Origin of the sequence: Agilicoccus flavus, from assembly GCF_014857905.1 — a bacterium.
GTDB classification, from domain to species: domain Bacteria; phylum Actinomycetota; class Actinomycetes; order Actinomycetales; family Dermatophilaceae; genus Agilicoccus; species Agilicoccus flavus.
Genome location: NZ_JACYXE010000013.1, coordinates 22,711 through 42,800, shown reverse-complemented (window position 1 = coordinate 42,800; position 20,090 = coordinate 22,711). Strand labels below are relative to the sequence as shown.

Here is a 20,090-nt window from a genome sequence, read left to right as displayed (position 1 = left end):
TGAGCGCCGACAGCCACCACGGGCTGACCGGTGAACTCATCTGCGCCGCCGCCGCATCCACACCGACAGGTCGCCGCAGGCGGGCGGATCCTCGGTGTCCACCGTGTCATGGAGCCGGCGGCCAGGGTGGTCCCCACGAAGGCGCGACGTCGTCGGCGGGCGAGCGGGGAAACGACGCCCGGGCGAGACCTTCCCGATCGGGCAAGCGGCGTGCGCGAGGGGGTATGCCTGGGCTCGAGGTGGAGGCGAGGGGGCGGCGGGGGTTGGTCGGCGGGCGGGACCTTCATGCCGCTGCGGTGACGGCCGATCGCGCGGCTGCCCGGGCGATCCCGGATCCGACAAGAGTCGAGAGAGTTTTCGGCGATAGCCGTCTCGGCGCGACGTCAGCACGGGTCGCGGTGTCCGCGACCCTATGCCCCAGCAATGCCAGAGGGCCGACGGCGATGCCATCGGGTCGCCGGTACGCGCGGGGCCCGGAGTTGACGATGACAAGGTCGGCGATGTCGTCGCCGTCCTCGGTCACGACGGGCGTGAGGCCGCGTCCGGCACCAGGATCTGCGGTGGCGCGACCGTCCGGCACCATGGGAGGCATGTCCGCCCTCGCTCTCGCGCTCACCTACCGTCGCCTCGTGCGCGACAGCGGGACGCTGCGGCTGCTGCGGGCCGATCACGTCGCCGCGGCGGCAGCGCTGCTCTCGACCCACCTCGGGTCGCCGGGCGCCCGGCTGCCCGCCGACGACCTGCACGAGCTCGTCGACGCCGACCTCGAGGAGCTGCGCGACCACTTCGAGCTGGGCTCCAAGTCGGCGAAGGCGTACTGCGACGACTGGCGCTCGGCCGGGTTGCTCGTCCGGCGGCCGGCGCCGGAGTCGCGCGGGGAGACGTACGAGCTCTCGCCGGAGGCGATCGACGGCCTGCGGATCCTGCACGAGCTCGACGAACCCCGCTCGACGGTGACGGAGTCGCGGCTCGTCGGGCTCATGGCGGCGGTCCACCAGCTCGCCATCGACACCGACACCGACGTCACCCGCCGCGTCGAGGCCCTGCGCGCGGAGCGGGATCGGATCGACGCCGAGATCGCCCGCCTGAGCGGGGGCGACGTCGACGTGCTCGACGGGCGCCGCGCCCTCGAGCGGGTCACCGACGTGCTCCTCCAGGCCCGCGACCTGCCCGCCGACTTCGCCCGGGTCCGCGCCCGCTTCGAGGAGCTCAACCACGACCTGCGCGCGAGCATCGTCAACGCCGACGCCGCCCAGAGCGCCGTCCTCGACGACGTCTTCCGCGGCGTCGACCTCATCGAGTCCTCCGACGAGGGACGGACGTTCTCGGCGTTCTCGGCGCTCATCCGCGACCCGGAGCGCTCGGCGACGTTCGACGTCGACGTCACCGACATCCTCGACCGGGAGTTCGCCCGAGCCCTGCCGCCGGAGGCGCGCCGCACGCTGCGCACGCTCGTCCGCGAGCTGAAGAACGGCAGCCGCGAGGTGCACGGCGTGCTCACCGAGTTCGCCCGCGGGCTGCGCCGCTACGTGCACTCCCAGGAGTTCCAGCGCGACCGCGCGATGCGCCGGGCCCTCCAGGAGGCGCTCGCCGCCGCGATCCCCGCGAGCCGGCAGACCCGCCCCTACCGCGAGGTCGGCCTCGACCTCGAGCTGTCGGCGATGCGGCTGACGAGCGTCGGCGAGACGACCCCGCACGACCCGACCGAGTTCGACACCGGCTCCGCGCTGCTCGACGAGCCGCCCGGCACCGTCGACCTCGCCGCCCTGGCCGCCCTCGCCCGCGAGACCGAGATCGACTACCCCGAGCTCGTCCGCAACGTCAACGCGGTGATGGCGAGCACCCCCGCCGCGACCGTCGGCGACGTGCTCGGCACCCACCCGGCGACGCAGGGCGTCGCGAGCGTCGTCGGGCTGTTGTCGCTCGCGACCCGCCACGGCCAGGTGCGCGGCGAGGAGAGCGAGGAGCTGGGCTGGCAGGGTGTCGACGGCGGCGAGCGCCGGGCCCGGGTCGCGACCCACGTGTTCACCCAGGAGGTCGACGCGTGAACGACCCCGACGACCGGGAGACGACCGACGAGCAGGAGGGGGCGGCCGGGGCGGCTCTCTGGCCCGGCGACACCGGCACCCTGCACGACGTGTCCCGCCGGGCGCTGCTGCGCCTGCTCCAGGGTCCGTACGTCTCCGGTCGGGCGAATCCGCAGTTGTGGGCCGCGCTCGTCGCCGACGAGCAGGCGATCCGGTCGCGGCTGCACGACCTCTTCCTCGACCTCGTCGTCGACCGGGTCGACGAGTTCGCCTTCACCCGCAAGGTCCGCACGGCCGAGCTCGACGTCCCCCAGGCCCTGCGCAGTGAGCGGCTCACCTTCGTCGACACGGCGATGCTCCTCGTGCTGCGCCAGCTCCTGCTCTCGGCCGCCGGGGAGCCGCGGGTCATCGTCGGGCAGGAGGAAGTCTACGAGCGGCTCTCGGTCTACCGCGACGGCGACGAGAGCACCTACCTGCGCAATCTCAACGGCGCGTGGACCCGGATGAAGAACCGCTTCCGGGTCCTGCACGACGTCGGCGACGACCGCGTCGAGATCTCTCCGGTCGTCAAGTTCCTCGTCGACGAGGAGCAGGTCGGGGCGTTGACGAGGGTGTACACGGGTCTTGTCGGTGGTACGAGCGAGGATGGCGACGAGCAGCCCGGCAGCGACGAACCGGCCGACGATGGGGAGGTGCGGTGACCGACACCCTGTTCGACCTCGCAGGCGCGCCGGGCCCGACCGAGGATTCCGTCGAGACACCCACACGCGACGGTCAGTGGCGCCTCGCGGAGATTCAGGTCGCCAACTGGGGCACGTTCGACGGCGCGATCTACCGGATGCCGGTCGCGCGGGCCGGGCATCTCGTCACCGGCCCGTCGGGGTCGGGCAAGTCGTCGCTGCTCGACGCGATCGCCGCGGTGCTCACCCCCGACCGGTGGCTGCGCTTCAACGAGGCCGCCCAGGGCGCCGGGGCCCGGGTCGACCAGCGCAGCGTTGTCAGCTACGTGCGCGGCGCCTGGTCGCGGACCACCGACGAGCTCGAGGACCGGGTCGTCTCGGCCTATCTGCGCACCGGCGCGACGTGGAGCGGGATCGTGCTGCGCTACGAGAACGGCGTCGACCGGCCCGTGTCGCTGTGCCGGCTCTTCTTCGTCAAGGGCACGGGCACGACATCGGCCGACGTCAGCGACCTCTACCTCCTCGACCGGAGCGCGATCGACCTGCGCGACCTCGAGCCGTACGCCCGCACCGGGCTCGAGACCCGCAAGGTCAAGGCCGCCTGGCCCGACGCCGTCGTCACCTCCGGCGGCGCGCACGCCCGCTTCTACGCGCGGCTGCGCTCGCTCTTCGGCATCCCGCACGAGGGCGCGCTGCAGCTGCTGCACAAGACGCAGTCGGCGAAGAGCCTCGACAGCCTCGACCAGCTGTTCCGCGATTACATGCTCGAGCGCCCCAGCACGTTCGCGCTCGCGGAGTCGGCGGTCACCCAGTTCGGTGAGCTGCGCGACGCCCACGACCACGTCGTCCAACTGCGCAAGCAACGCGACCTGTTGCTCGAACTGCGGGCGGCCGCCGACGTGTTCGACCGCGCCACCGGGGTCGCCGCGGCGGCCGGCGCGCTGGCCGATGCCCTCGGCCCGTACCGCACGCGGCGCGGCCTCGAGCTCACCCGGGCCGAGATCCGCGGGGTCGTCGAGGACATCGCCGGCCGCGGCCTCGACGCCGAGCGGGCCGAGCAGACCGCGGCGCGCGCGGAGGAGGACCTCGACCGGGCGCAGCGGCGGGCCCGCGACCTCGGCGGAGCGGAGGCCGAACACCTGCAGCACCGGATCCGGTCGGCCCGCGACGCCCACGAGGCGGCGGGTCGACGGTGGGAGGAGCTGCGCCGCAACCTCACCCGTGCCGGGATCGCGCACGCGCCGACGACGTCGGCCCAGTTCGCCGAGCTCCTCGCGCAGATCGACGCCTCTCCGGAGGCCGGGGCGGCCGGACCGACCCACGAGCAGCTCGATCGGCAGGCCCAGGCTCGCCGCGAGGCGGAGCGGATCGAGGGCGAGATCACCTCGTTGCGCCGGAGCGGGTCGACGGTGCCCGACCGGCTCGTCTCGCTGCGCGCCGCGATCGCCGAGGCGACCAGGCTGCCCGCCACCGGGTTGCCGTTCGCGGCCGAGCTCATCGACGTGCGGCCGGAGTTCGCCGACTGGGCGGGCGCGATCGAGCGGGTGCTGCGGCCGTTCGCCCTCACCCTGCTCGTGCGCAGCGAGCACCTGCCTGCGGTGCGGCGCTGGGTCGACGCACACCGCATCCCGGTGCGGCTCGTCTACGAAGAGGTGCGGGCCGATGCGCCCGCGCCGCGCCCGGCCGGAAGTGAGATCTCGCTCGTCCACCGCGTGCGGGTCGCCGACGGGCCGTTCGCCTCCTGGGTGTCGGGGCAGCTCTCGGAGCGCTTCGACGTGGCGTGCGTCGAGCACCCCGACGACCTCGACGCACACGCGCGGGCCGTGACGATCCAGGGCCAGATCAAGGCGCGGCTGCGCTACGAGAAGGACGACCGGCAGCGCATCGACGACCGCGCCCACTGGGTGCTCGGCGACCGGGAGGGCAAGCTCGAGGCGCTCATCGCGCAGCTGCGGGACGCCACCGGAGAACTCGAGGCCGCCGGCCAGGTCGTCGAGCGTGCCACGCGGCTGCGCAGCGAGGCCGACTACCGGCGCGCCACGCTCGAGTCGATCCGCGGGCAGTCGTGGACCGACCTCGACCGCGACGCCGCGCAGGCCGAGGTCGAGCGCTTGGCGCACACGCTCGCGCAGCTCGCCGCCCACGACGGCGACCTCGGCACCGCGGTGCGCGAGGCCGAACAGGCCCGAGGTGCGCGCGACGCGGCGGCCCGGCTGCGCGAGGACGCCCGTCTCGCCCTGCGCCAGGCGCAGTCGCGGTGCGACGAGCTCACCGCCGAGGCGGAGTCGCTCGACGCCGAGATCGCGTCGGGGGCGGTGCCGGAGCTCGACGACGCCACGCGAACCAGCCTCGATCAGCGGTTCCGGGCCGTCCAGCGCCGCATCACCCGGACGAGCATCGCCGACGTCGCCCACGACGTCATGCGCCGCCTGCAGCGCGAGCGCGACACCGCTCTCGAGACGGCCCGCGAGTCCTCCGGTGCGGTGTCGACGCTGGCCACGCGGTTCAAGGAGCGCTGGCCGGCCTCGTCGGCCGACCTCGTGCCCGGCGTCGACGACCGGCACGCCTACCTCGAGATCCTCGACGGGATCGTCGCGCACGGGCTGCCCGAGCACGAGGCGACGTTCCTGCGGCTGCTGCGCGAGCGCTCGCGCGACATGATCGGCGAACTCGTCAGCGACATCCTCGCCGCACCGCGCGAGATCGAGGACCGCGTCGGGCCGGTCAACGCCTCCCTGCGGAGATCGCCGTTCGACGACGAGCGGTGGCTGCGGCTGCGGGTCAAGACGCGACGCAGCGAGACGGTCACGCGGTTCATCGGTGATCTGCGCTCGATCGCCGAGGGCGGCTGGGGCGAGGACGACCTCGACGCGGCGGAGCGCCGGTTCGTGACGTTGGCCGAGCTCATGCGCCGGTTCGCCTCGAGCGAGCACGTCGACCGGGTCTGGCGCACCCAGTGCCTCGACACCCGCCTGCACGTGACTTTCCTCGCCGAGGAGATCGACGAGCACGGCCGCGCCCACGCCACCTACGACTCAGGCGCCGCGATGTCGGGCGGTCAGCAGCAGAAGCTCGTCGTCTTCTGCCTGGCCGCGGCGCTGCGCTACCAGCTCGCCGACCCCGACGAGCCGCAGCCGCGCTACGGGACGATCGTGCTCGACGAGGCCTTCGACAAGGCGGACACCCGCTACACCCGCATGGCGCTCGACGTGTTCCGCGAGTTCGGCTTCCACCTCGTGCTCGCCACGCCGCAGAAGCTGCTGCAGACCATCGAGCCGTACGTGGGGGCCGCGACGTCGATCGAGAACCCGACCCGGCGGCGCTCGCAGATCGCGAACATCGCGTGGGAGGAGGCGGGGACGTGATCGACGTCGCGGCGGCTCGCGCCCTCGCGCGCCGGCGCCTGGAGGCCAGGTCGGCGGCGTGGGCGGCCGAAGTGCTGACCGGGGCGGCGGTCGGGCCCGCCGACGACGCGGGTGGATCGGCGGGGGCGGCGATGTCGATCTCCCTCAAGCCTCCGACGGAACGGCAGATGCTCGCCGACGAGGGCGTCGCGGAGGCGTGGGCGCGCGACTGGGCGGCGCTCGGCTCAACGTCACCCGACGACGGCATCGAGGTCGATTGGCAGACACGATCGTGGCGCAGCATCGGGCGTCAGCGGGTGCCGGTCCGACTCCGACTGCGCGACGCCGACGCGGTCGCACGATTCGCCGGCGGGACGAGCGCCGCGCAGTGGAGCCGACTGCGCGACCGGGCCTTGCGGCTGGCTGACCGGCTTGGCTCGCCCGACGCGCTGAGTGCGGTGGTTCGCCGTCACGCGCGCGACCTCACGGCCTACGAGGAGGAGCGGTTCGCACAGGTCACCGACGTGACGGCGTGGATCGTCGCGAACCCGGTGGCCGGGTTGCGGCCGCGCCAGGTGCCGGTCCGAGGGGTCGACTCGAAGTGGCTCGGCGCCCACCGCCGGCTCGTCACCGACCTCGTCGCGGCCGCCACCGGCTCGCCCGACCTCGGCCTGGTCGACGCAGATCGGCTCATCCGCCTGCGCGTCCTCGACGACGCCCTCGCCGTCGGTGGCCTGCGCGACCTCGCCTCGACCACGGCGCAGTTCGCGGGGCTGCCGATCGCGCCCGAGGTCGTCATCGTGCTGGAGAACCTCGAGTCCCTGCTCGCCCTGCCGCCGTGGCCGGGTGTGGTGGCGATCCACGGGTCGGGGTATGCCGTCGCGACCGTCGGTGCTCTGCCGTGGGTTCACGCCGCGCCCGTCCTCTACTGGGGTGACCTCGATTCCAACGGCTTCGCGATCCTGCGCCACCTGCGGCGCAGCCACCCCGACGTCACCTCGGTGCTCATGGATGAGCCGACCCTGCTGGCCCACCGCGACCTCTGGGTGCCCGAGCCGACCCCCGTGCGCGGCGACATCGACACGCTGACCGAGCCGGAGATCCGGGCCCTGCACGCCCTGCGCCGCGAGGGCGACGTGCGGCTCGAGCAGGAACGCATCCCGTGGGACCTGGCGCTGACGGCGTTGACCGATGCGGCGTGTGCTCACGGAACCTGTTGCTTGCCCCGGGCCCCGATGCTGACGTGACCTCTTGTACGTGTGGAGCTGGGACTCGAGCCTGGCGTACACGCCGGCCCGGCTCGGGCGACCTCGCGGTACATGCACCTCCAACTTGATGAGTCGTGACGTCACCCAAATGATCTCATCACGTTGACGCGAGGTACCGAACGTGATGAGGCGATCCCTCGGCCAAACGTTCTCATCAAGTTGCACGGCACGCGCCGGACGGGCTTGTCCGAAATCGGCGTCCCACTTTCATGTCTAAGTGAGCATTAGATTGGTGGGTATGGACTCACTTTCGAGCCCGTTCGCGGTCTCTCACGAGGACCGGGACTGGGACGAGGATCCCGTCCCCGGGATGACGCGCGCGGAGCGGAGCTTCCTCGGCCGCCCCTGCCGAGCGACCGTCCCCGCGCGGATCGCAAGCGTCACCATCGACCTCGGCTCGCGTCTGGCCGCGGATGCGGACGAGGCGACCATCGCCCTCGCGCGTTTCGATGCCGGGATGGGTGGCGAGCTCGCACCGTTCTCGTCCGTGTTGCTGCGCAGTGAGGCCGCGTCGTCGTCGCAGATCGAGAACCTCAGCGCATCCGCGCGCGCCATTACGGAAGCCGAGGTCGTCGCGGGGCGAGGGAACGCGGCGGTGATCGTGGGGAACACGACCGCAATGCGCGCCGCGATCGCGTTGTCCGATCGGATCGACGCCGCGGCGATCCTGCAGATGCACGACGCCCTGCTCCGTGGGAGCTCACCCCGGATCGCCGGTCGATGGCGCAGCGAGGCGGTGTGGATCGGCGGCCGCGGGTCGACGCCGCATTCGGCCGATTTCGTCGCGCCGCACCACACCCGCGTTCCGGCAGCGATCGACGATCTGTGCGACTTCCTGACGCGCGACGACCTACCCGTCCTCGTGCAGGCGGCGATCGGCCACGCGCAGTTCGAGACGATCCATCCCTTCCCCGACGGCAACGGCCGCACGGGTCGGGCGCTCGTGCAGGCGCTCCTGAGGAACAAGGGGCTGACCAGGCTGGTGACCGTCCCGGTCTCCAGCGGACTCCTCGCCGCGCAGGGTGAGTACTACGCGGCGCTGGACGCCTATCGCGACGGGACATCGAGCCGATCGTCGAGTCGTTCGCGTCGGCGTCCCGCGTCGCCGTCGACCTCGGGCAGCTCCTCGTGGCGGACCTGCGCGAGATCCGGGAGGAGTTCACGCAGCGGCTGGCCGGCCTGCGCTCCGACTCCGCGGCTCGCCGCCTGGCCGACGGCCTGTTCGCCCACCCCGTCGTCGACGCACGTCTCGCGGAGGACGTCACCGCGAGCACCAACGTGCATCGGCATATCGACGTCCTCGTCAAGGCGGGCATTATTTCGTCGGGCGACAAGACTTCAAGAGCCGCGGCATGATCTGGCGCTCCCCCGACATCTTGCGAGCCCTGGACGATCACGCCGCCCGCGTCCCCCGGCGAGGACGGTGACGCGCGTCGGGTCGACCGTCGGCCCGGTCGCGAGCGCCCCTGCGACAACCGCAGGGTCCCCACCGGCGCCGGGCCGGCGTCCCACGTCGGTCCGCCTCGCCGCCGGCCCGACGGATGGGTAGCGTGGCCCCGTCCAAAGCTCGAACGATCGCAGCCGGTCGGGACACTCACTCGGTCATCCCGACGCATGGAGGACGACCATGACCAGCGCCCCACTCCGCACCCGCACGGACCTCCTCGAGACGTTCCGCACGGTGCGCAGCCTCACTGATCGCCTCACCCGCGACCTGTCCCCCGAGGACCAGACCCCCCAGTCGATGACGGAGGCGAGCCCGGTCAAGTGGCATCGCGCCCACACGACGTGGTTCTTCGAGGAGTTCGTGCTCGGTGCCGATCCCGCCTACCGGCCCCGTCATCCGGCGTTCCGGTTCCTCTTCAACAGCTACTACGAGGCCGTCGGGGCCCGGCACCCGCGCCCGGACCGTGGCCTCGTCACCCGTCCGGGAGTCGCCGAGGTCGCCGCCTACCGCCACGACGTCGAGGAGCAGGTCGACGCCGCCCTCGAGGCGGGCCGCCTCGACGACGACCGGCTCGCGCTCGTCGAGCTCGGCTGCCACCACGAGCAGCAGCACCAGGAGTTGCTGCTCATGGACCTCAAGCACCTCCTGTCGCGCAACATCGTGCAGCCCGTGTACGTCGAGCGGGCCCCCGAGCAGCACCCGGACCCGAAGCCCGTCACGTGGACCCACGTGCCCGGCGGCGTCACCGAGATCGGGCACGACGGAACCGGCTTCGCCTACGACAACGAGGGCCCGCGGCACCGCGTGTGGCTCGAGGACGTCGAGGTGGCCTCGCGGCAGGTGACCAACGGCGAGTGGATGGAGTTCATCGCCGACGGCGGTTACACCCGTCCCGAGCTGTGGCTCTCCGACGGCTGGGGAGCCCTGCAGGGCAGCGACCGGCGGGCGCCCGGCTACTGGCAGCAGGAGGACGACGGCGCGTGGACGACGTTCACCCTGTCCGGTCGCCGCCCGGTCGTCGCCGCCGAACCCGTCTGTCACGTCTCGTTCTTCGAGGCCGACGCGTTCGCCCGCTGGGCCGGCTGCCGGCTCCCCACCGAGCAGGAGTGGGAGGCGTGGGCGACGAGCCGGCCGCACGTCGACGGGCCGCTGCTCGACCCCGACCGCTGCCACCCGGTGCCGGCGTCCGACGTCACGCTCGGCGGCGTCTGGGAGTGGACCTCCAGCGCCTACCTGCCCTACCCCGGGTTCGCGCCCGTCGAGGGCGCCGTCGGCGAGTACAACGGCAAGTTCATGAACGACCAGCACGTCCTGCGGGGCGCGAGCGCGATCACCCCGCCGGGGCACCAGCGCACGACGTACCGCAACTTCTACCCGGCGTCGGCGACGTGGCCGTTCGCGGGACTGCGCCTCGCCCGGTGACCTCCGGCGCGTCCGCCGCGGAACACCGGCGCCCCCGCGCGCTTCCGTAGAACCATTCGGGCCGGGTCGACCGCCCCAAGGCGGAGCCCATCACGGCAAATGCGCTGGTCGGCGGGTTACTGTCAGCAGACCGGCGCGATCGACCCGGCCCAAATGGTTTCCTTTGCCCGCGCCAACCGGCCGACGGACGCGCGGGCTCTCGCCCGTCGGCAACGCCCGTTGGGCCTACACCTGGGAGAACTGAGGCGGGCCACGCGGCGCACCCGTCGATCAGGGCAGCGGGTCAGGAGCCTGGGGTCGGGCCGTCGGGCCGTCGGGGCTCGCGGGCAGCGTGCGGCGGACCGGCACCGTGACCGCCGGGCCGACGAGCAGCACGTCGGGCGGAGGGCCGGCGTAGCCGGGGACCGCGGTGAGCTCGAAGCTCTCGTCGGCGACGTCGAGGACGAGGTCGCCGTTCACGCCGGCGACCGTCAGGCCGACGGCGACCGGCTCACCCCGGAGTCCGCTGAGGAGGAGGGCCCCGCCGGCGGGGGCGGGCGCGGGGATGCCGTCGACGGTGACGGCCGTGAGCCGTCCACTCGGCAGGGCGAGTCGCATGCCGGGCGCCGCGCGCGACGATGCGACCCGCAGGGAGAGGTGTCGCCCCGCGGCGTCCGTCCGGTCGGCGATGACGTTCACCGTCGGCGCCGGGAAGGCGGCGGGGTCGACGCGGGCGGTGCGGTCGTGCGTGCTGCGCCCCCACGGGGTGCGCCCGGAGGTGTCCCACCTCGCGGTCGCGGTCGCCGGGTCGATGGTCACCGTCGCGCGCTCCTGTCGCGGGGCGCCGGATGAGGTGTCGAGGGCCATCGCCGCCCAGGTCGCGCCGGCGGGGACGGCGATCGCGATCGCGAGAACCCCCGCGCCCGCGCCGATCGCGCGCAGACGACGGCGGCGCGGGTCGCAGGCGCCCTCGACCTCGTCCGTCTCGTGCGCGCCGCGCGTCGTCCGTCGTGAGCCGAACGCCAGGATCGGAGCGACGACGAGCAGGAGCAGGAATCCGGCGGTCGCGCCGATGAGGGGCGCCACCGTGCCGACGCCGGTGTCGGACAGTCCCGAGAGTTGCCCCCCGGCCATCCAGGCGGCGGGGACCAGCGCGACGGTGATCACCGGGAGCCCGGCACCGCGGCGGAGGACGGCGGCCGCGACGAGCCCGAGCGACGCCGCGAGCACGGGCACGACCACCCACGTGACCACGGCCGGCAGCAGGAGCGCGCCCGTCAGGGTCAGCCCGGTGACGAGCAGCAGGCCCCCGTGCGCCAGGGCCGGCAGGCCCGGTCGGCGCCGCGACGCGAGCACGACGACGACGAAGACCGCGAGGGCCGCGAGCAGTTCGGCGACGAGGAACGGCCGGGGGCGGGCGGGTTCCCCGATGAGCACCGAGGCGAGGCCGGGCTCGACGAGTCGAGCGATCTCCCAGCACGCGGTGGCCGCGAGGCCCGCCCCCGCGACGACGAGCGCGGCCAGGAGCAGCCCGGCGAGGGTGCCTCGGATCGTGAGCCGCCCGCGGACGCGCTGCGACCACGTCGCCACGAGGGTGAGGACGAGGGCGAGGCCGGCGAGCGGCGCGACCGACCACGAGGGGAAGGCGACCACCCCCCACGGGAGGGTCGTCGCCAGGCCGTCACGCTTCCGGTCGAGGCCGGCGAGGTCCGTGTGCAGGAGGTCGGGGGTCAGGGCGAGGGTCGAGTCACCCATCTGCTGCAGCGAGCCCGGATCGAGGTGGGCGAGGTCGTCCGCGGGCGTGTGATAGCTCCAGCCGTCGCCGACGGTCGCCGTGTCGAGACCCGACCAGCCCGCCTCCCGGAAGATGGAGAAGTCCGTGTTGTTGGGGGCGAACCCGAACATCACCTCGGTCGCCGACTCCACCTCGGGCCGCGGCGTCCGCCGAAGCAGGGCCGTCAGGTCGCCGGACGTGCGGACCGTCACCGGTCGGCCCGCGGCGCCGCGGGCCTCGTGATTGACGACGACGACGGGGGCGCGCAGCGGCCCGCCGTGGTCGCGGACGAACGCCTGGGCCCCGGTCAGACCCGCCTCCTCGCCGTCGGTGAACAGGACGGCGACGTCGTTGCCCCCGGGCGGCTCGGCCGCGACGATCCGCGCGACCTCCAGGGCGGTCGCGATGCCGATCCCGTCGTCGCCGGCCCCCGGCGAGCCGGGGACCGTGTCGTAGTGCGCCGCCAGGACCACCGTGCCCGCCCGGCCGGTCCCGCGGCGGGTCGCGAGGATCGAGTCGACGCGGGCCGCGGCCGTGACCGGCAGCGTCTTCCCGGGCAGGTGCGCGTATCCGATCCCGGGGACGACCCGCGTTTCCAGGCCCAACCCGCGCAGCTGTGCGACGAGGTGATCGCGGGCTCTGGCGTGGGCCGGTGTGCCGGGGACCCGGGGGCTGCCGGCGATCGGTTCAAGCGCGGCTCGGGCGCGCGCCGAGCTGAACCGGTCGGCCGGTGCGTCGAGCGCGGCGGGCTCGGGCGTGAGTCGCGACGCGACACCGATCACCGCCGCCAGGGCGAGGATCATCAGGGCGAGGAGCGTGGCGGCCCAAGCTCTCATGCCGCCAGTGTCCCGCGCCCGAAGGGCGACGTCTCGTGAGTTCCAGGATCGGGCCGTTACCGGCCCACGCGGTCGCAGCCGGTGGCGGACAGGCCCGGGGTCGATCGGCCACGTCGAGTTCACCGTTCAGCGCGTCTTCGAACGCGTGCGGCGCGGGGGTCATGCGGTTCCGGAGCAGAAGATCCGCGAGCGCTACGGCCGGTTGTGGGGACACATCGGTGCGGCGATCCGGGTGGCGGACACGGTCGACGTGCTCGACAACAGCAGCGCGCGCACCCCGTTCCGGCCGTGCGCCACCTACGTTCACGGCGCGATCGTCGGTCCGACGGCCTGGCCGCGGTGGGCCCCCGACGCCCTCCGAGACGCGTAGATCGGGGCGCCGAGCGTGGTCTTCCGGTGGTCTCGCGGGTGCACCACTCACCGCGTGGCACCACCCGCTCGTCGGGAACAGTGGCGTCGACCGTCGCGGTCACCATTCGCACGGCCTCGGTGACCGCCTCCGCAGGCGCAGGGTGGAGCCGTCCCGGCGCCTCGCCGGTCCATGTCGCCGCCCGACGCGCCGTGGCCCGGCCACGGTCTAAGGCGCCACGGGGCCCGTCTGAGGGTCGCGACGGATGCGCCTGTGCCGGACCCGTTCGTACCGTCGAGACGTGGGAGATCCTCCCGACGTGACGCTCTCGAAGGACGCACCATGCGCACCGAACCATCGCCTCGTCCGTGGGCCGAATGCCGCATCGGCGGCGCGGCTGCCCGGCCGGTCGCGGAGACCAGTCGCGAGATAGCCGATGCCCGGGTGCCGGCCCGGCCGCCGAGCGCCATGACGACGCGGAAGCGTTGTCCCAGCCCGGAACGGCCGAGGGGGTGACAATACACTTGTTTTTTGCAAGTATGGACGCATGAGCCTCTTCATCACCTGCCCGGTCGAGAGCGTCGAGCGCGCGACCACCTTCTACACCGCCCTCGGCTGGACCCTCAACGCCGAGATGTCCGACCACAATGTGGCCTGCTTCGCGATCGCACCCGAGCAGTACGTCATGCTCGGCAGCCGCGAGATGTACGCGAGCGTCGGCGGCGTCGACGAGGTGGTCGGCGGACCCGACACGCCCTCCAAGGTCACCGTCTCGTTCGATGTCGGCAGCCGGGAGGCGGTCGACGGCCTCGTCGAGCGCGCCGGTACCGCCGGCGGGCGGATCGGTGACACCGACGACTACCCCTTCATGTACCAGCGCCAGTTCGACGACCCCGACGGCTATCACTACTCGCCGTTCTGGATGAAGCCGGACGTCGAACCGACCGCGTGAGCGACCTCACCGCCGCCCTCGAGGTCGTCGGAGCACGGTGGGCCCTGCTCATCGTGGAGCAGCTCCTCGAGGGGCCGCAGCGCTACGGCGACCTGCAGCGCGCCCTCGGAACACCGACGAACATGCTCGCGACCCGCCTGCGCGAACTCGAGGCCGCCGGCGTCCTCGTCCGGCTGCCCCTGCGGCACAACACCCGGGCCTACGCGCTCACCGATCGCGGGCTCGCCCTGCGCGAGGCGATCGACGCGCTCGGGCGCTGGGGTGCCGAGCAGCGAGAGGGCGATTCTGGCCGGTGAGGCGCCTACATTCGCGCCGCGTGCAGGGCGAGGGCCAGGGCGGTGCGGTCGCGGGCGCCCAGCTTGCGCAGGAGCGCGGACACGTGGTTCTTCACCGTCCCCTCCGCGAGGACGAGCTCCGCGGCGATCTCCGCGTTCGTCGCGCCGCGGGCCACGTGAGCGGCGACGAGGCGTTCCGCGGGGGTGAGCCCGGCCAGGGGATCGGGCTCCCGGTCGGGCTCCCGGACGGGCTCGGAGGTGGGCCCGGCGCTCGCGGAGGAGCCGGCGGGGGCGCCGGCCGCCATCGCGATCCGGGCGACCCGCGGGTCCACGACGAGCCCGCCGGCCGCGGCGGCCCGGATCGCCTCGCCCAGCGCCTCGGGGGAGGAGTCCTTGAGCAGGAACCCCGCCGCCCCGGCGGTCAGGGCGGCGCGCACGAGCGCCTCGTCGTCGAACGTCGTGAGGACGACGACGGGCACCTCGGGGTGGTCCCGGCGGCACGCGCCGACGAACTCGACGCCGTCCATCACCGGCATCCGCGCATCGCACAGCACGACGTCGGGCGAGGCGTGCGCGACGACGGCGAGCCCCTCGCGTCCGTCGGCCGCCTCGCCCACGACGGTCACGTCGGGCACCGTCTCGAGCACGAGGCGCAGTCCGCGCCGCAACAGCTGCTGGTCGTCGACGACCACGACGGAGGTCATGCCCTGACCCCACGCGCGGACGCGACGCCCTCCGGCCGGGCGACGTCGGGCGCCGGCGCGCCCGCGTCGCCGTGGTGGACCGGGGCAGCCGCAGAGGCCGTCGCGCCGGTCTCGGCCGGCGTCGCGCCCGCGTCGCGGTGGTGGACCGGGGCGGCCGCAGAGGCCGTCGCGCCGGTCTCGGCCGGCGTCGCGCCGGCGTCGCCGTGATGGACCGGGGCAGCCGTCGCGCTGGCCTCTGCCGGCGGCAGCGGCACCCGGATCGACAGCGCGGTGCCGCGCCCCTCGGCCGTCTCGACCGACGCCCCGCCGTCGAGCGCCTCGGCCCGCTCCCGCAGCGAACGCAGGCCGAACCCCTCGGCGAGCCCCCCGGCCGGGCCGCCGATGCCGTTGTCGGACAACGTGAGTCGCAGCTCGTCGGGCGCGAGGTCCACGGCGATGACGACCCTCGACGCCGCCGCGTGCCGCAGCGCGTTCGTCAGACCCTCCTGCACCGCACGGTGGCACAGCAGCGACACCGGGGCGGGCAACTCGCGGGGCGCACCGCTCACCTCGACCCGCACGTCGAGACCGGTCCCGCGGAAGGACTCCGCGATGGCGTCGAAGGCGGCGACGTCGGTGAGGTCGCCGACGTCGACCGGGTGCAGCGCCCGCACCCACAGGCGCATCTCGCGCATCGCCTCGGCCGTCGTCTCGCGGGCGGCGCGCACCTCGGCCCAGGCCCGGCCGGGATCGCGCTCGCGCATCCGCTCGGCGAAGTCGAGCGACATCGTCACCACCGTCAGCCGGTGCCCCAGCCCGTCGTGCAGCTCCCGCGCCGACCGGGCGCGCTCCTGGGCGAGGACGAGGTCGCGCTCGGTGGCCGCGGCGGCCCGCAGCCGGTCGTTCGCGGCGTGCAGCCGGGCGTTGGTCTCGTCGAGCCGCGCCGTCGCCGCCTCGTGCGCCGCTCGTGCCACCTCGACCTCGCGCACCAGGCTCGCGTAGGCGATCCCGAAGCCGAACATGAGGACCAGCCCCAGGCACTGGGCCACGATCGAGATCGCGGGCACGTCGTGGGCGAGGAGCATGACGGCCGCGAGGCCGAGGATCGTGACGGTGATGAAGGCGGCCCCGGCGAGCAGGCCGAGGTCGAGGACGGCGACGAGGATCGCGACGAGGACGAGGGGCAACAGCAGCGGGCCGTCGCTGAGCAGGATGCCGAGCAGCACCGCGCCGAGCAGGAGGAGCACGGGCGCCCGCCCCTGGGCCCGGCGCCGCCACACCCAGGCGCCGATCGCGACGGCGAGGGCCACGAAGATGAGCCACCCCCGCAGCGGCGCCCCGAAACCCGTCGCCATCCACTGCGCGTCGTACAGCCCGATGACGCACGAGAGACCGAAGAGCGTGTCGAGGACGCGGGCCACGCGCGGGCTGCTCATCCGCCCACTCTAGGAACGGGGCGACCGCCGCGACCCATGACCACGGTCATGGCCTCGCCCCGACCCGTGACTCTCGTCAGGCCCGACGGTGCGTGCGCTCGTGACGTCCGGTCGATGCGCCGGGCGCGGCAGCGCTCCTAGCGTCGTCGCCATGCCGACGACCCACCCCGCCGCGCCCGATCAGAGCGTCGCGAGTCCCCGCCTGCCCGAACCGATCCGCATCCTCCTCGCGCCCGTCATCCTGCTCGCCGCGATCTTCGCCCCGTACGTGCTCACGTTGACCCCGCCGGTCCAGCAGGCGGTGGCCGGGATGCCGGAGGTGGGGCAGCTGGCCATCGCCCTCGTGCTCTTCGCTGGGACGACGCTCGTAGCGGTCGGCCTGCTCGCCCTCGTCGCCCGATACGTCGATCGGGTGCGGCTGCGTGACTACGGCTGGCGCTGGGACGCGCGCAGCCTGCCGGCCCTGCTGCTCGGCATCGGCGTGAGCCTCGCGTGCGTGGTCCCGGCCCTCGCGGTCCTCGCGGCGATGGGCCTGCTCGGGGCGCCGGAGGACCGCGGGGACGCCGCGCTGTGGATCGTCGTGACGATGGCGCTGGGCCAGGCCTTCCTCCTGCAGGGCATCCCCGAGGAGCTCATCTTCCGCGGCTACCTGCTCACCACGCTGCGCGACCGCGGACCCGTCGCCGCCGTGTGGATCTCGGCGGTCCTCTTCGGCGCCCTGCACCTCGTCTCCCAGGGCGGCCAGCAGGGCGTGCTCGGGCACCTCGCCTACCTCGCGTGGCCGTTCGGCTTCGGCCTCGCCGCCGGCGCGTTGTGCCTGGCCACCCGGTCGGTGTGGGCGGCCGTCGGCATCCACGGCGGCTCGCACGTCGCGACGCTCATCACCGACCTGCTCGGGTGGGGCAGCGGGCCGGTCGCCTGGGTGACGATCGGGGTGATCTACACGCTCGTCGGCGTCCTCGTGCTGCGGCGCTACCAGGCGCGCCGTCCCGCTTGATCGGGCGCGGACGCGGTGGGCCGGACGCGGTGGGGTCGGACACGGTGGGTCGGACACGGTGGGTCGGTGGAGGGGCCGACCCAGCGCCCCGGCGAAAACCCGCTCAGCTATACCGTTCCGGCTCGCCTGTGCCGCCACAACGGCATAGGCGAGCGGGGTCGGCATAGGCCACGATGCGGCGGGCTCGAGGGTGTCGCGCCCCGCCCGCGTCGTTGCCCCCGCGATGCCGTGTGAGGCGGCACGATCGTGACCATGGCGTCGACACCACGCACGATCACGTTCGACTGCGCGGAGCCGGCGAGGCTCGCCGCGTTCTGGAGCGAGGTCGTCGGACGCGAGGTCGACGTGCGGCCGGACGTACCGAGCGCGCCGGACGTCGCCTCCATCGGACTGTGGCAGGAGGAGTCGACGGGGCAGCTCGGCCTGCTCTTCCTCCGGGTGCCCGAGGGCAAGACCACAAAGAACCGGATGCACCTCGACCTCGGGTGCGAGGACCGGGCCGCCGAGGTGGCGCGCCTCGTCGCGCTCGGGGCGACGCACGTCGCGGACCATGCGGACTTCGGCATCGGGTGGAGCGTCCTGACCGATCCCGAGGGCAACGAGTTCTGCCTCGCCGACCCCCACCCCTGATCCGCCCCCGGCACGACCGCCCCTACTCGTGGAAACAGGGGCCCGGCGCGAGGAGCCTGTCGGCTTCGCTGGTGCCGACGACGACGAGACCGAGGAGGCCGCGACGCTCGTGCGACGCAACGCTCGTGCGACGCAACGGCGTCGCCTGGCCCGGCGCGCCCTCGGCGTGTGATGTGGGTCGCTCGTGTCCTCGACACTGGTCCCACCCCTGAGTTGAGGAGACGGACATGGACTCACTGACCTGGATCATCCTCGCGGTGGTCGTCGTGCTCGTGCTGGTCGGGCTGCTCGTGTCCCGGTCACGCTCGAAGCGGGAGGCCACGCATCGAGCCGACGCGGAGAAGCTGCGGAACGAGGCCGCCGAGCACGACCGCGAGCTGCGCGAACGCGAGGCCGACGCCGCGGAGGCCGACGCGCAGGCGCGCCGCGCCCGGGCCGAGGCGGACGAGCGGTCCGCGAAGGCCGAGCGCCTCGAGGTCGAGGCCGAGCGGCGCGGCGAGCGCCGCAGCGAGGTGCAGGCGGTCCGGGACGAGCAGTTGCGTCGCGCCGACGCCCTCGATCCCGACGTGCGCACCGACGAGGAGGGCTACCGCCTCGACGCGAACGGCGCCCGCATCCGGGACGACGGTGCGCTCACCGACCCCTATCGGGGCCGCGGGGAGACGCGCTACACCAGCGACGGCGACGCCCTGCCCGACGACGACTCGGTGGGCGACGACCGCCGCCGCGACGACGTCCGCCGCCGCGATGAGGACTCCCTGCGCGAGGACCTGCGCGACGACCACGATCACCGCACGGACGGCCTGGGGCACGGGGACCGCCGCGACGACCGGTTCGACGACCAGGGGCTTCGCCACGACGAGCGTCGACTCGATGAGGACGACCTTCGGGGCGATCGCCGCGACGGCCGGTTCGACGACGAGGGGCTCCGCGACGAGCGCCGGCGCGACGAGGACGACCTCCGGGACGGTCGCCGTGACGACCGTTTCGACGACGAGGAGTTCCGGGGGGAGCGCCGACACGACGAGGGCCGCTTCGACGAGGGCGACCTGCGCGGCGATCGACGCGACCACGACGGACTCGAGCGCGAGGAGCGCCTCCGCCCGGAGGACCACCGCGTCGACCCGACGACGGCCGACGAACGCGGTCACCGCCGCCGGGACCCGCTCGACCCCGACAACGAGCAGCGCTGACCGCCCCGACGCCCGTGCCGCCCGGCGCGGGCGTCGCGCGCGTCACGAGATGTGCTCCACCAGCGCGGCGCGGAAGCCGTCGGCTGCCGCAGCCGGATGGGCCTCGGCGGTGAACCTCAGAACTCACCGCTCCTCGGCGATCACCCCCGGTAGGTCGCCGAATCGGGCAGCGGTGTCACCGCTGAGCAGCACCCGGGTGGTCTCGGCGGCATGGGCCGCGATGATCAGGTCGTGGGCGCCGCGGGGCCGGCCTGTTCGACGGGTGTGGGCGATGAGGCGCGCGTGGTGCGCCGCCGTCCCCTGGGTGTAGTCGAGAACCTCCACGTTCTCCTCGATGGCGGCCAACGCCCGGGCGCGTTCGGCCGCGCGATCGACGGTGTCGGCGAGCTCGATCCCCGTCCGGTACGCGGCCACGGTGAGCGATGCGATGGCCAGGTCGTCATCGTCGAGGGACGCCTGATCGACAAGGCCCCTCTCGTAGGCGATGAGCATGGCGGTATCGAGGATCAGGCGTCGCGCCACGGGTCAGGCACCTCCTGTGACACGGCAGCGACCGCGCTCTCGACGTCGGCGGCGAACTGCTCGTCAGGAGCAGCGATGCCGGCCAGGGCGACCCGGAGGTCACGGCCCGCGCGTCTGCGCGCCGGCCGGATCTCGGCGATCGGCCGCTTGCCTCGGGTCACGACGACGGACTCGCCCGCCTCGATCGCGTCGAGCAGGTCGGAGAACTGCCGGGACGCTTCGGTTGCGCTGATCGTTCTCATGGTCACAGCTTATCTGAAAATCAGATTGTTGCAG

17 protein-coding genes and 1 pseudogene are annotated in these 20,090 nt (G+C 73.7%); 12 read left to right on the top strand and 6 right to left on the bottom strand.

The features are described 5' to 3' along the window. The first annotated feature begins 590 nt into the window (after nucleotides 1–590). From ICW24_RS16830 to ICW24_RS16815, 4 genes are read left to right on the top strand one after another with little or no spacing between them, the layout of a single operon-like run. A complete protein-coding gene (locus ICW24_RS16830) occupies nucleotides 591–2,048 on the top strand; it encodes a DUF3375 domain-containing protein (protein WP_226346887.1) in 1,458 nt (485 codons plus the stop codon). Beyond that, nucleotides 2,045–2,728, top strand: coding sequence for a DUF4194 domain-containing protein (locus ICW24_RS16825; RefSeq protein ID WP_226346886.1), 684 nt, complete (start codon nucleotides 2,045–2,047; stop codon nucleotides 2,726–2,728). Before ICW24_RS16830 ends, ICW24_RS16825 begins: the two co-directional genes overlap by 4 nt. Further along, a complete protein-coding gene (locus ICW24_RS16820) occupies nucleotides 2,725–6,072 on the top strand; it encodes an ATP-binding protein (protein ID WP_226346885.1) in 3,348 nt (1,115 codons plus the stop codon). Before ICW24_RS16825 ends, ICW24_RS16820 begins: the two co-directional genes overlap by 4 nt. Then, a complete protein-coding gene (locus ICW24_RS16815; protein ID WP_226346884.1) occupies nucleotides 6,069–7,298 on the top strand; it encodes a Wadjet anti-phage system protein JetD domain-containing protein in 1,230 nt (409 codons plus the stop codon). Before ICW24_RS16820 ends, ICW24_RS16815 begins: the two co-directional genes overlap by 4 nt. A 265-nt stretch (nucleotides 7,299–7,563) precedes the next feature. On the opposite strand, the gene ICW24_RS16810 is transcribed toward ICW24_RS16815, so the two are convergent. Beyond that, nucleotides 7,564–7,998, bottom strand: a complete 435-nt coding sequence (locus ICW24_RS16810; RefSeq protein ID WP_226346919.1) for a hypothetical protein — start codon at nucleotides 7,996–7,998, stop codon at nucleotides 7,564–7,566. Here ICW24_RS16810 and ICW24_RS19965 point away from each other — a divergent pair. From ICW24_RS19965 to egtB, 3 genes and pseudogenes are all read left to right on the top strand, one after another. Continuing rightward, a pseudogene (locus ICW24_RS19965) lies at nucleotides 7,939–8,217 on the top strand (Fic family protein); the annotation flags it as partial. The gene ICW24_RS16810 and the pseudogene ICW24_RS19965 overlap by 60 nt on opposite strands. Nucleotides 8,218–8,447: 230 nt before the next feature. Next, nucleotides 8,448–8,675: a hypothetical protein gene (locus tag ICW24_RS16800; protein ID WP_226346918.1), complete on the top strand. Its 228-nt coding sequence runs from the start codon at nucleotides 8,448–8,450 to the stop codon at nucleotides 8,673–8,675. A 271-nt stretch (nucleotides 8,676–8,946) separates the two neighbouring features. Next, nucleotides 8,947–10,188 (top strand): ergothioneine biosynthesis protein EgtB, encoded by a 1,242-nt coding sequence (gene egtB, locus ICW24_RS16795; RefSeq protein ID WP_226346883.1) that lies wholly within the window; start codon nucleotides 8,947–8,949, stop codon nucleotides 10,186–10,188. Nucleotides 10,189–10,458: 270 nt separating this feature from the next. On the opposite strand, the gene ICW24_RS16790 is transcribed toward egtB, so the two are convergent. Further along, nucleotides 10,459–12,777 (bottom strand): M28 family peptidase, encoded by a 2,319-nt coding sequence (locus ICW24_RS16790; protein ID WP_226346882.1) that lies wholly within the window; start codon nucleotides 12,775–12,777, stop codon nucleotides 10,459–10,461. Nucleotides 12,778–13,673: 896 nt separating this feature from the next. On the opposite strand from ICW24_RS16790, the gene ICW24_RS16785 reads away from it, so the two are divergent. Further along, entirely contained in the window at nucleotides 13,674–14,078 is a 405-nt protein-coding gene (locus ICW24_RS16785) for a VOC family protein (protein WP_226346881.1), read from the top strand. Next, the gene (locus ICW24_RS16780) at nucleotides 14,075–14,374 is read left to right on the top strand and encodes a winged helix-turn-helix transcriptional regulator (RefSeq protein WP_226346880.1); all 300 of its coding nucleotides are present in this window, start codon (nucleotides 14,075–14,077) and stop codon (nucleotides 14,372–14,374) included. The genes ICW24_RS16785 and ICW24_RS16780 overlap by 4 nt, the downstream gene beginning before the upstream one ends. A gap of 5 nt (nucleotides 14,375–14,379) precedes the next feature. Here the strand turns inward: ICW24_RS16780 and ICW24_RS16775 are convergent, their stop codons facing one another. Further along, a complete protein-coding gene (locus ICW24_RS16775; protein ID WP_226346879.1) occupies nucleotides 14,380–15,057 on the bottom strand; it encodes a response regulator in 678 nt (225 codons plus the stop codon). Continuing rightward, nucleotides 15,054–16,472, bottom strand: a complete 1,419-nt coding sequence (locus ICW24_RS16770) for a sensor histidine kinase (protein ID WP_226346878.1) — start codon at nucleotides 16,470–16,472, stop codon at nucleotides 15,054–15,056. Before ICW24_RS16770 ends, ICW24_RS16775 begins: the two co-directional genes overlap by 4 nt. 151 nt (nucleotides 16,473–16,623) lie before the next feature. On the opposite strand from ICW24_RS16770, the gene ICW24_RS16765 reads away from it, so the two are divergent. The 3 genes from ICW24_RS16765 (at nucleotide 16,624) to ICW24_RS16755 (ending at nucleotide 19,292) form a co-directional block, all read left to right on the top strand. Next, complete coding sequence (locus ICW24_RS16765; protein ID WP_226346877.1) at nucleotides 16,624–17,469, top strand: CPBP family intramembrane glutamic endopeptidase; 846 nt, start codon at nucleotides 16,624–16,626, stop codon at nucleotides 17,467–17,469. 252 nt (nucleotides 17,470–17,721) lie between these two features. After that, nucleotides 17,722–18,099 (top strand): VOC family protein, encoded by a 378-nt coding sequence (locus tag ICW24_RS16760; protein WP_226346876.1) that lies wholly within the window; start codon nucleotides 17,722–17,724, stop codon nucleotides 18,097–18,099. Between the two features lie 227 nt (nucleotides 18,100–18,326). After that, entirely contained in the window at nucleotides 18,327–19,292 is a 966-nt protein-coding gene (locus tag ICW24_RS16755; protein ID WP_226346875.1) for a hypothetical protein, read from the top strand. A 123-nt stretch (nucleotides 19,293–19,415) separates the two neighbouring features. Here the strand turns inward: ICW24_RS16755 and ICW24_RS16750 are convergent, their stop codons facing one another. After that, on the bottom strand, nucleotides 19,416–19,814 hold the full coding sequence (locus ICW24_RS16750) for a PIN domain-containing protein (protein ID WP_226346874.1): 399 nt from the start codon (nucleotides 19,812–19,814) through the stop codon (nucleotides 19,416–19,418). Then, nucleotides 19,799–20,056: a type II toxin-antitoxin system Phd/YefM family antitoxin gene (locus ICW24_RS16745; RefSeq protein WP_226346873.1), complete on the bottom strand. Its 258-nt coding sequence runs from the start codon at nucleotides 20,054–20,056 to the stop codon at nucleotides 19,799–19,801. Before ICW24_RS16745 ends, ICW24_RS16750 begins: the two co-directional genes overlap by 16 nt. Nucleotides 20,057–20,090 lie beyond the last annotated feature (34 nt).

Coding starts and splice junctions, on each gene's coding strand:
- ICW24_RS16785 (WP_226346881.1), top strand. CDS start 13,674: ATGAGCCTCTTCATCACCTGCCCGGTCGAGAGCGTCGAGCGCGCGACC.
- ICW24_RS16755 (WP_226346875.1), top strand. CDS start 18,327: ATGGACTCACTGACCTGGATCATCCTCGCGGTGGTCGTCGTGCTCGTG.
- ICW24_RS16830 (WP_226346887.1), top strand. CDS start 591: ATGTCCGCCCTCGCTCTCGCGCTCACCTACCGTCGCCTCGTGCGCGAC.
- egtB (WP_226346883.1), top strand. CDS start 8,947: ATGACCAGCGCCCCACTCCGCACCCGCACGGACCTCCTCGAGACGTTC.
- ICW24_RS16775 (WP_226346879.1), bottom strand. CDS start 15,057: ATGACCTCCGTCGTGGTCGTCGACGACCAGCAGCTGTTGCGGCGCGGA.
- ICW24_RS16765 (WP_226346877.1), top strand. CDS start 16,624: ATGCCGACGACCCACCCCGCCGCGCCCGATCAGAGCGTCGCGAGTCCC.
- ICW24_RS16790 (WP_226346882.1), bottom strand. CDS start 12,777: ATGAGAGCTTGGGCCGCCACGCTCCTCGCCCTGATGATCCTCGCCCTG.
- ICW24_RS16745 (WP_226346873.1), bottom strand. CDS start 20,056: ATGAGAACGATCAGCGCAACCGAAGCGTCCCGGCAGTTCTCCGACCTG.
- ICW24_RS16760 (WP_226346876.1), top strand. CDS start 17,722: ATGGCGTCGACACCACGCACGATCACGTTCGACTGCGCGGAGCCGGCG.
- ICW24_RS16770 (WP_226346878.1), bottom strand. CDS start 16,472: ATGAGCAGCCCGCGCGTGGCCCGCGTCCTCGACACGCTCTTCGGTCTC.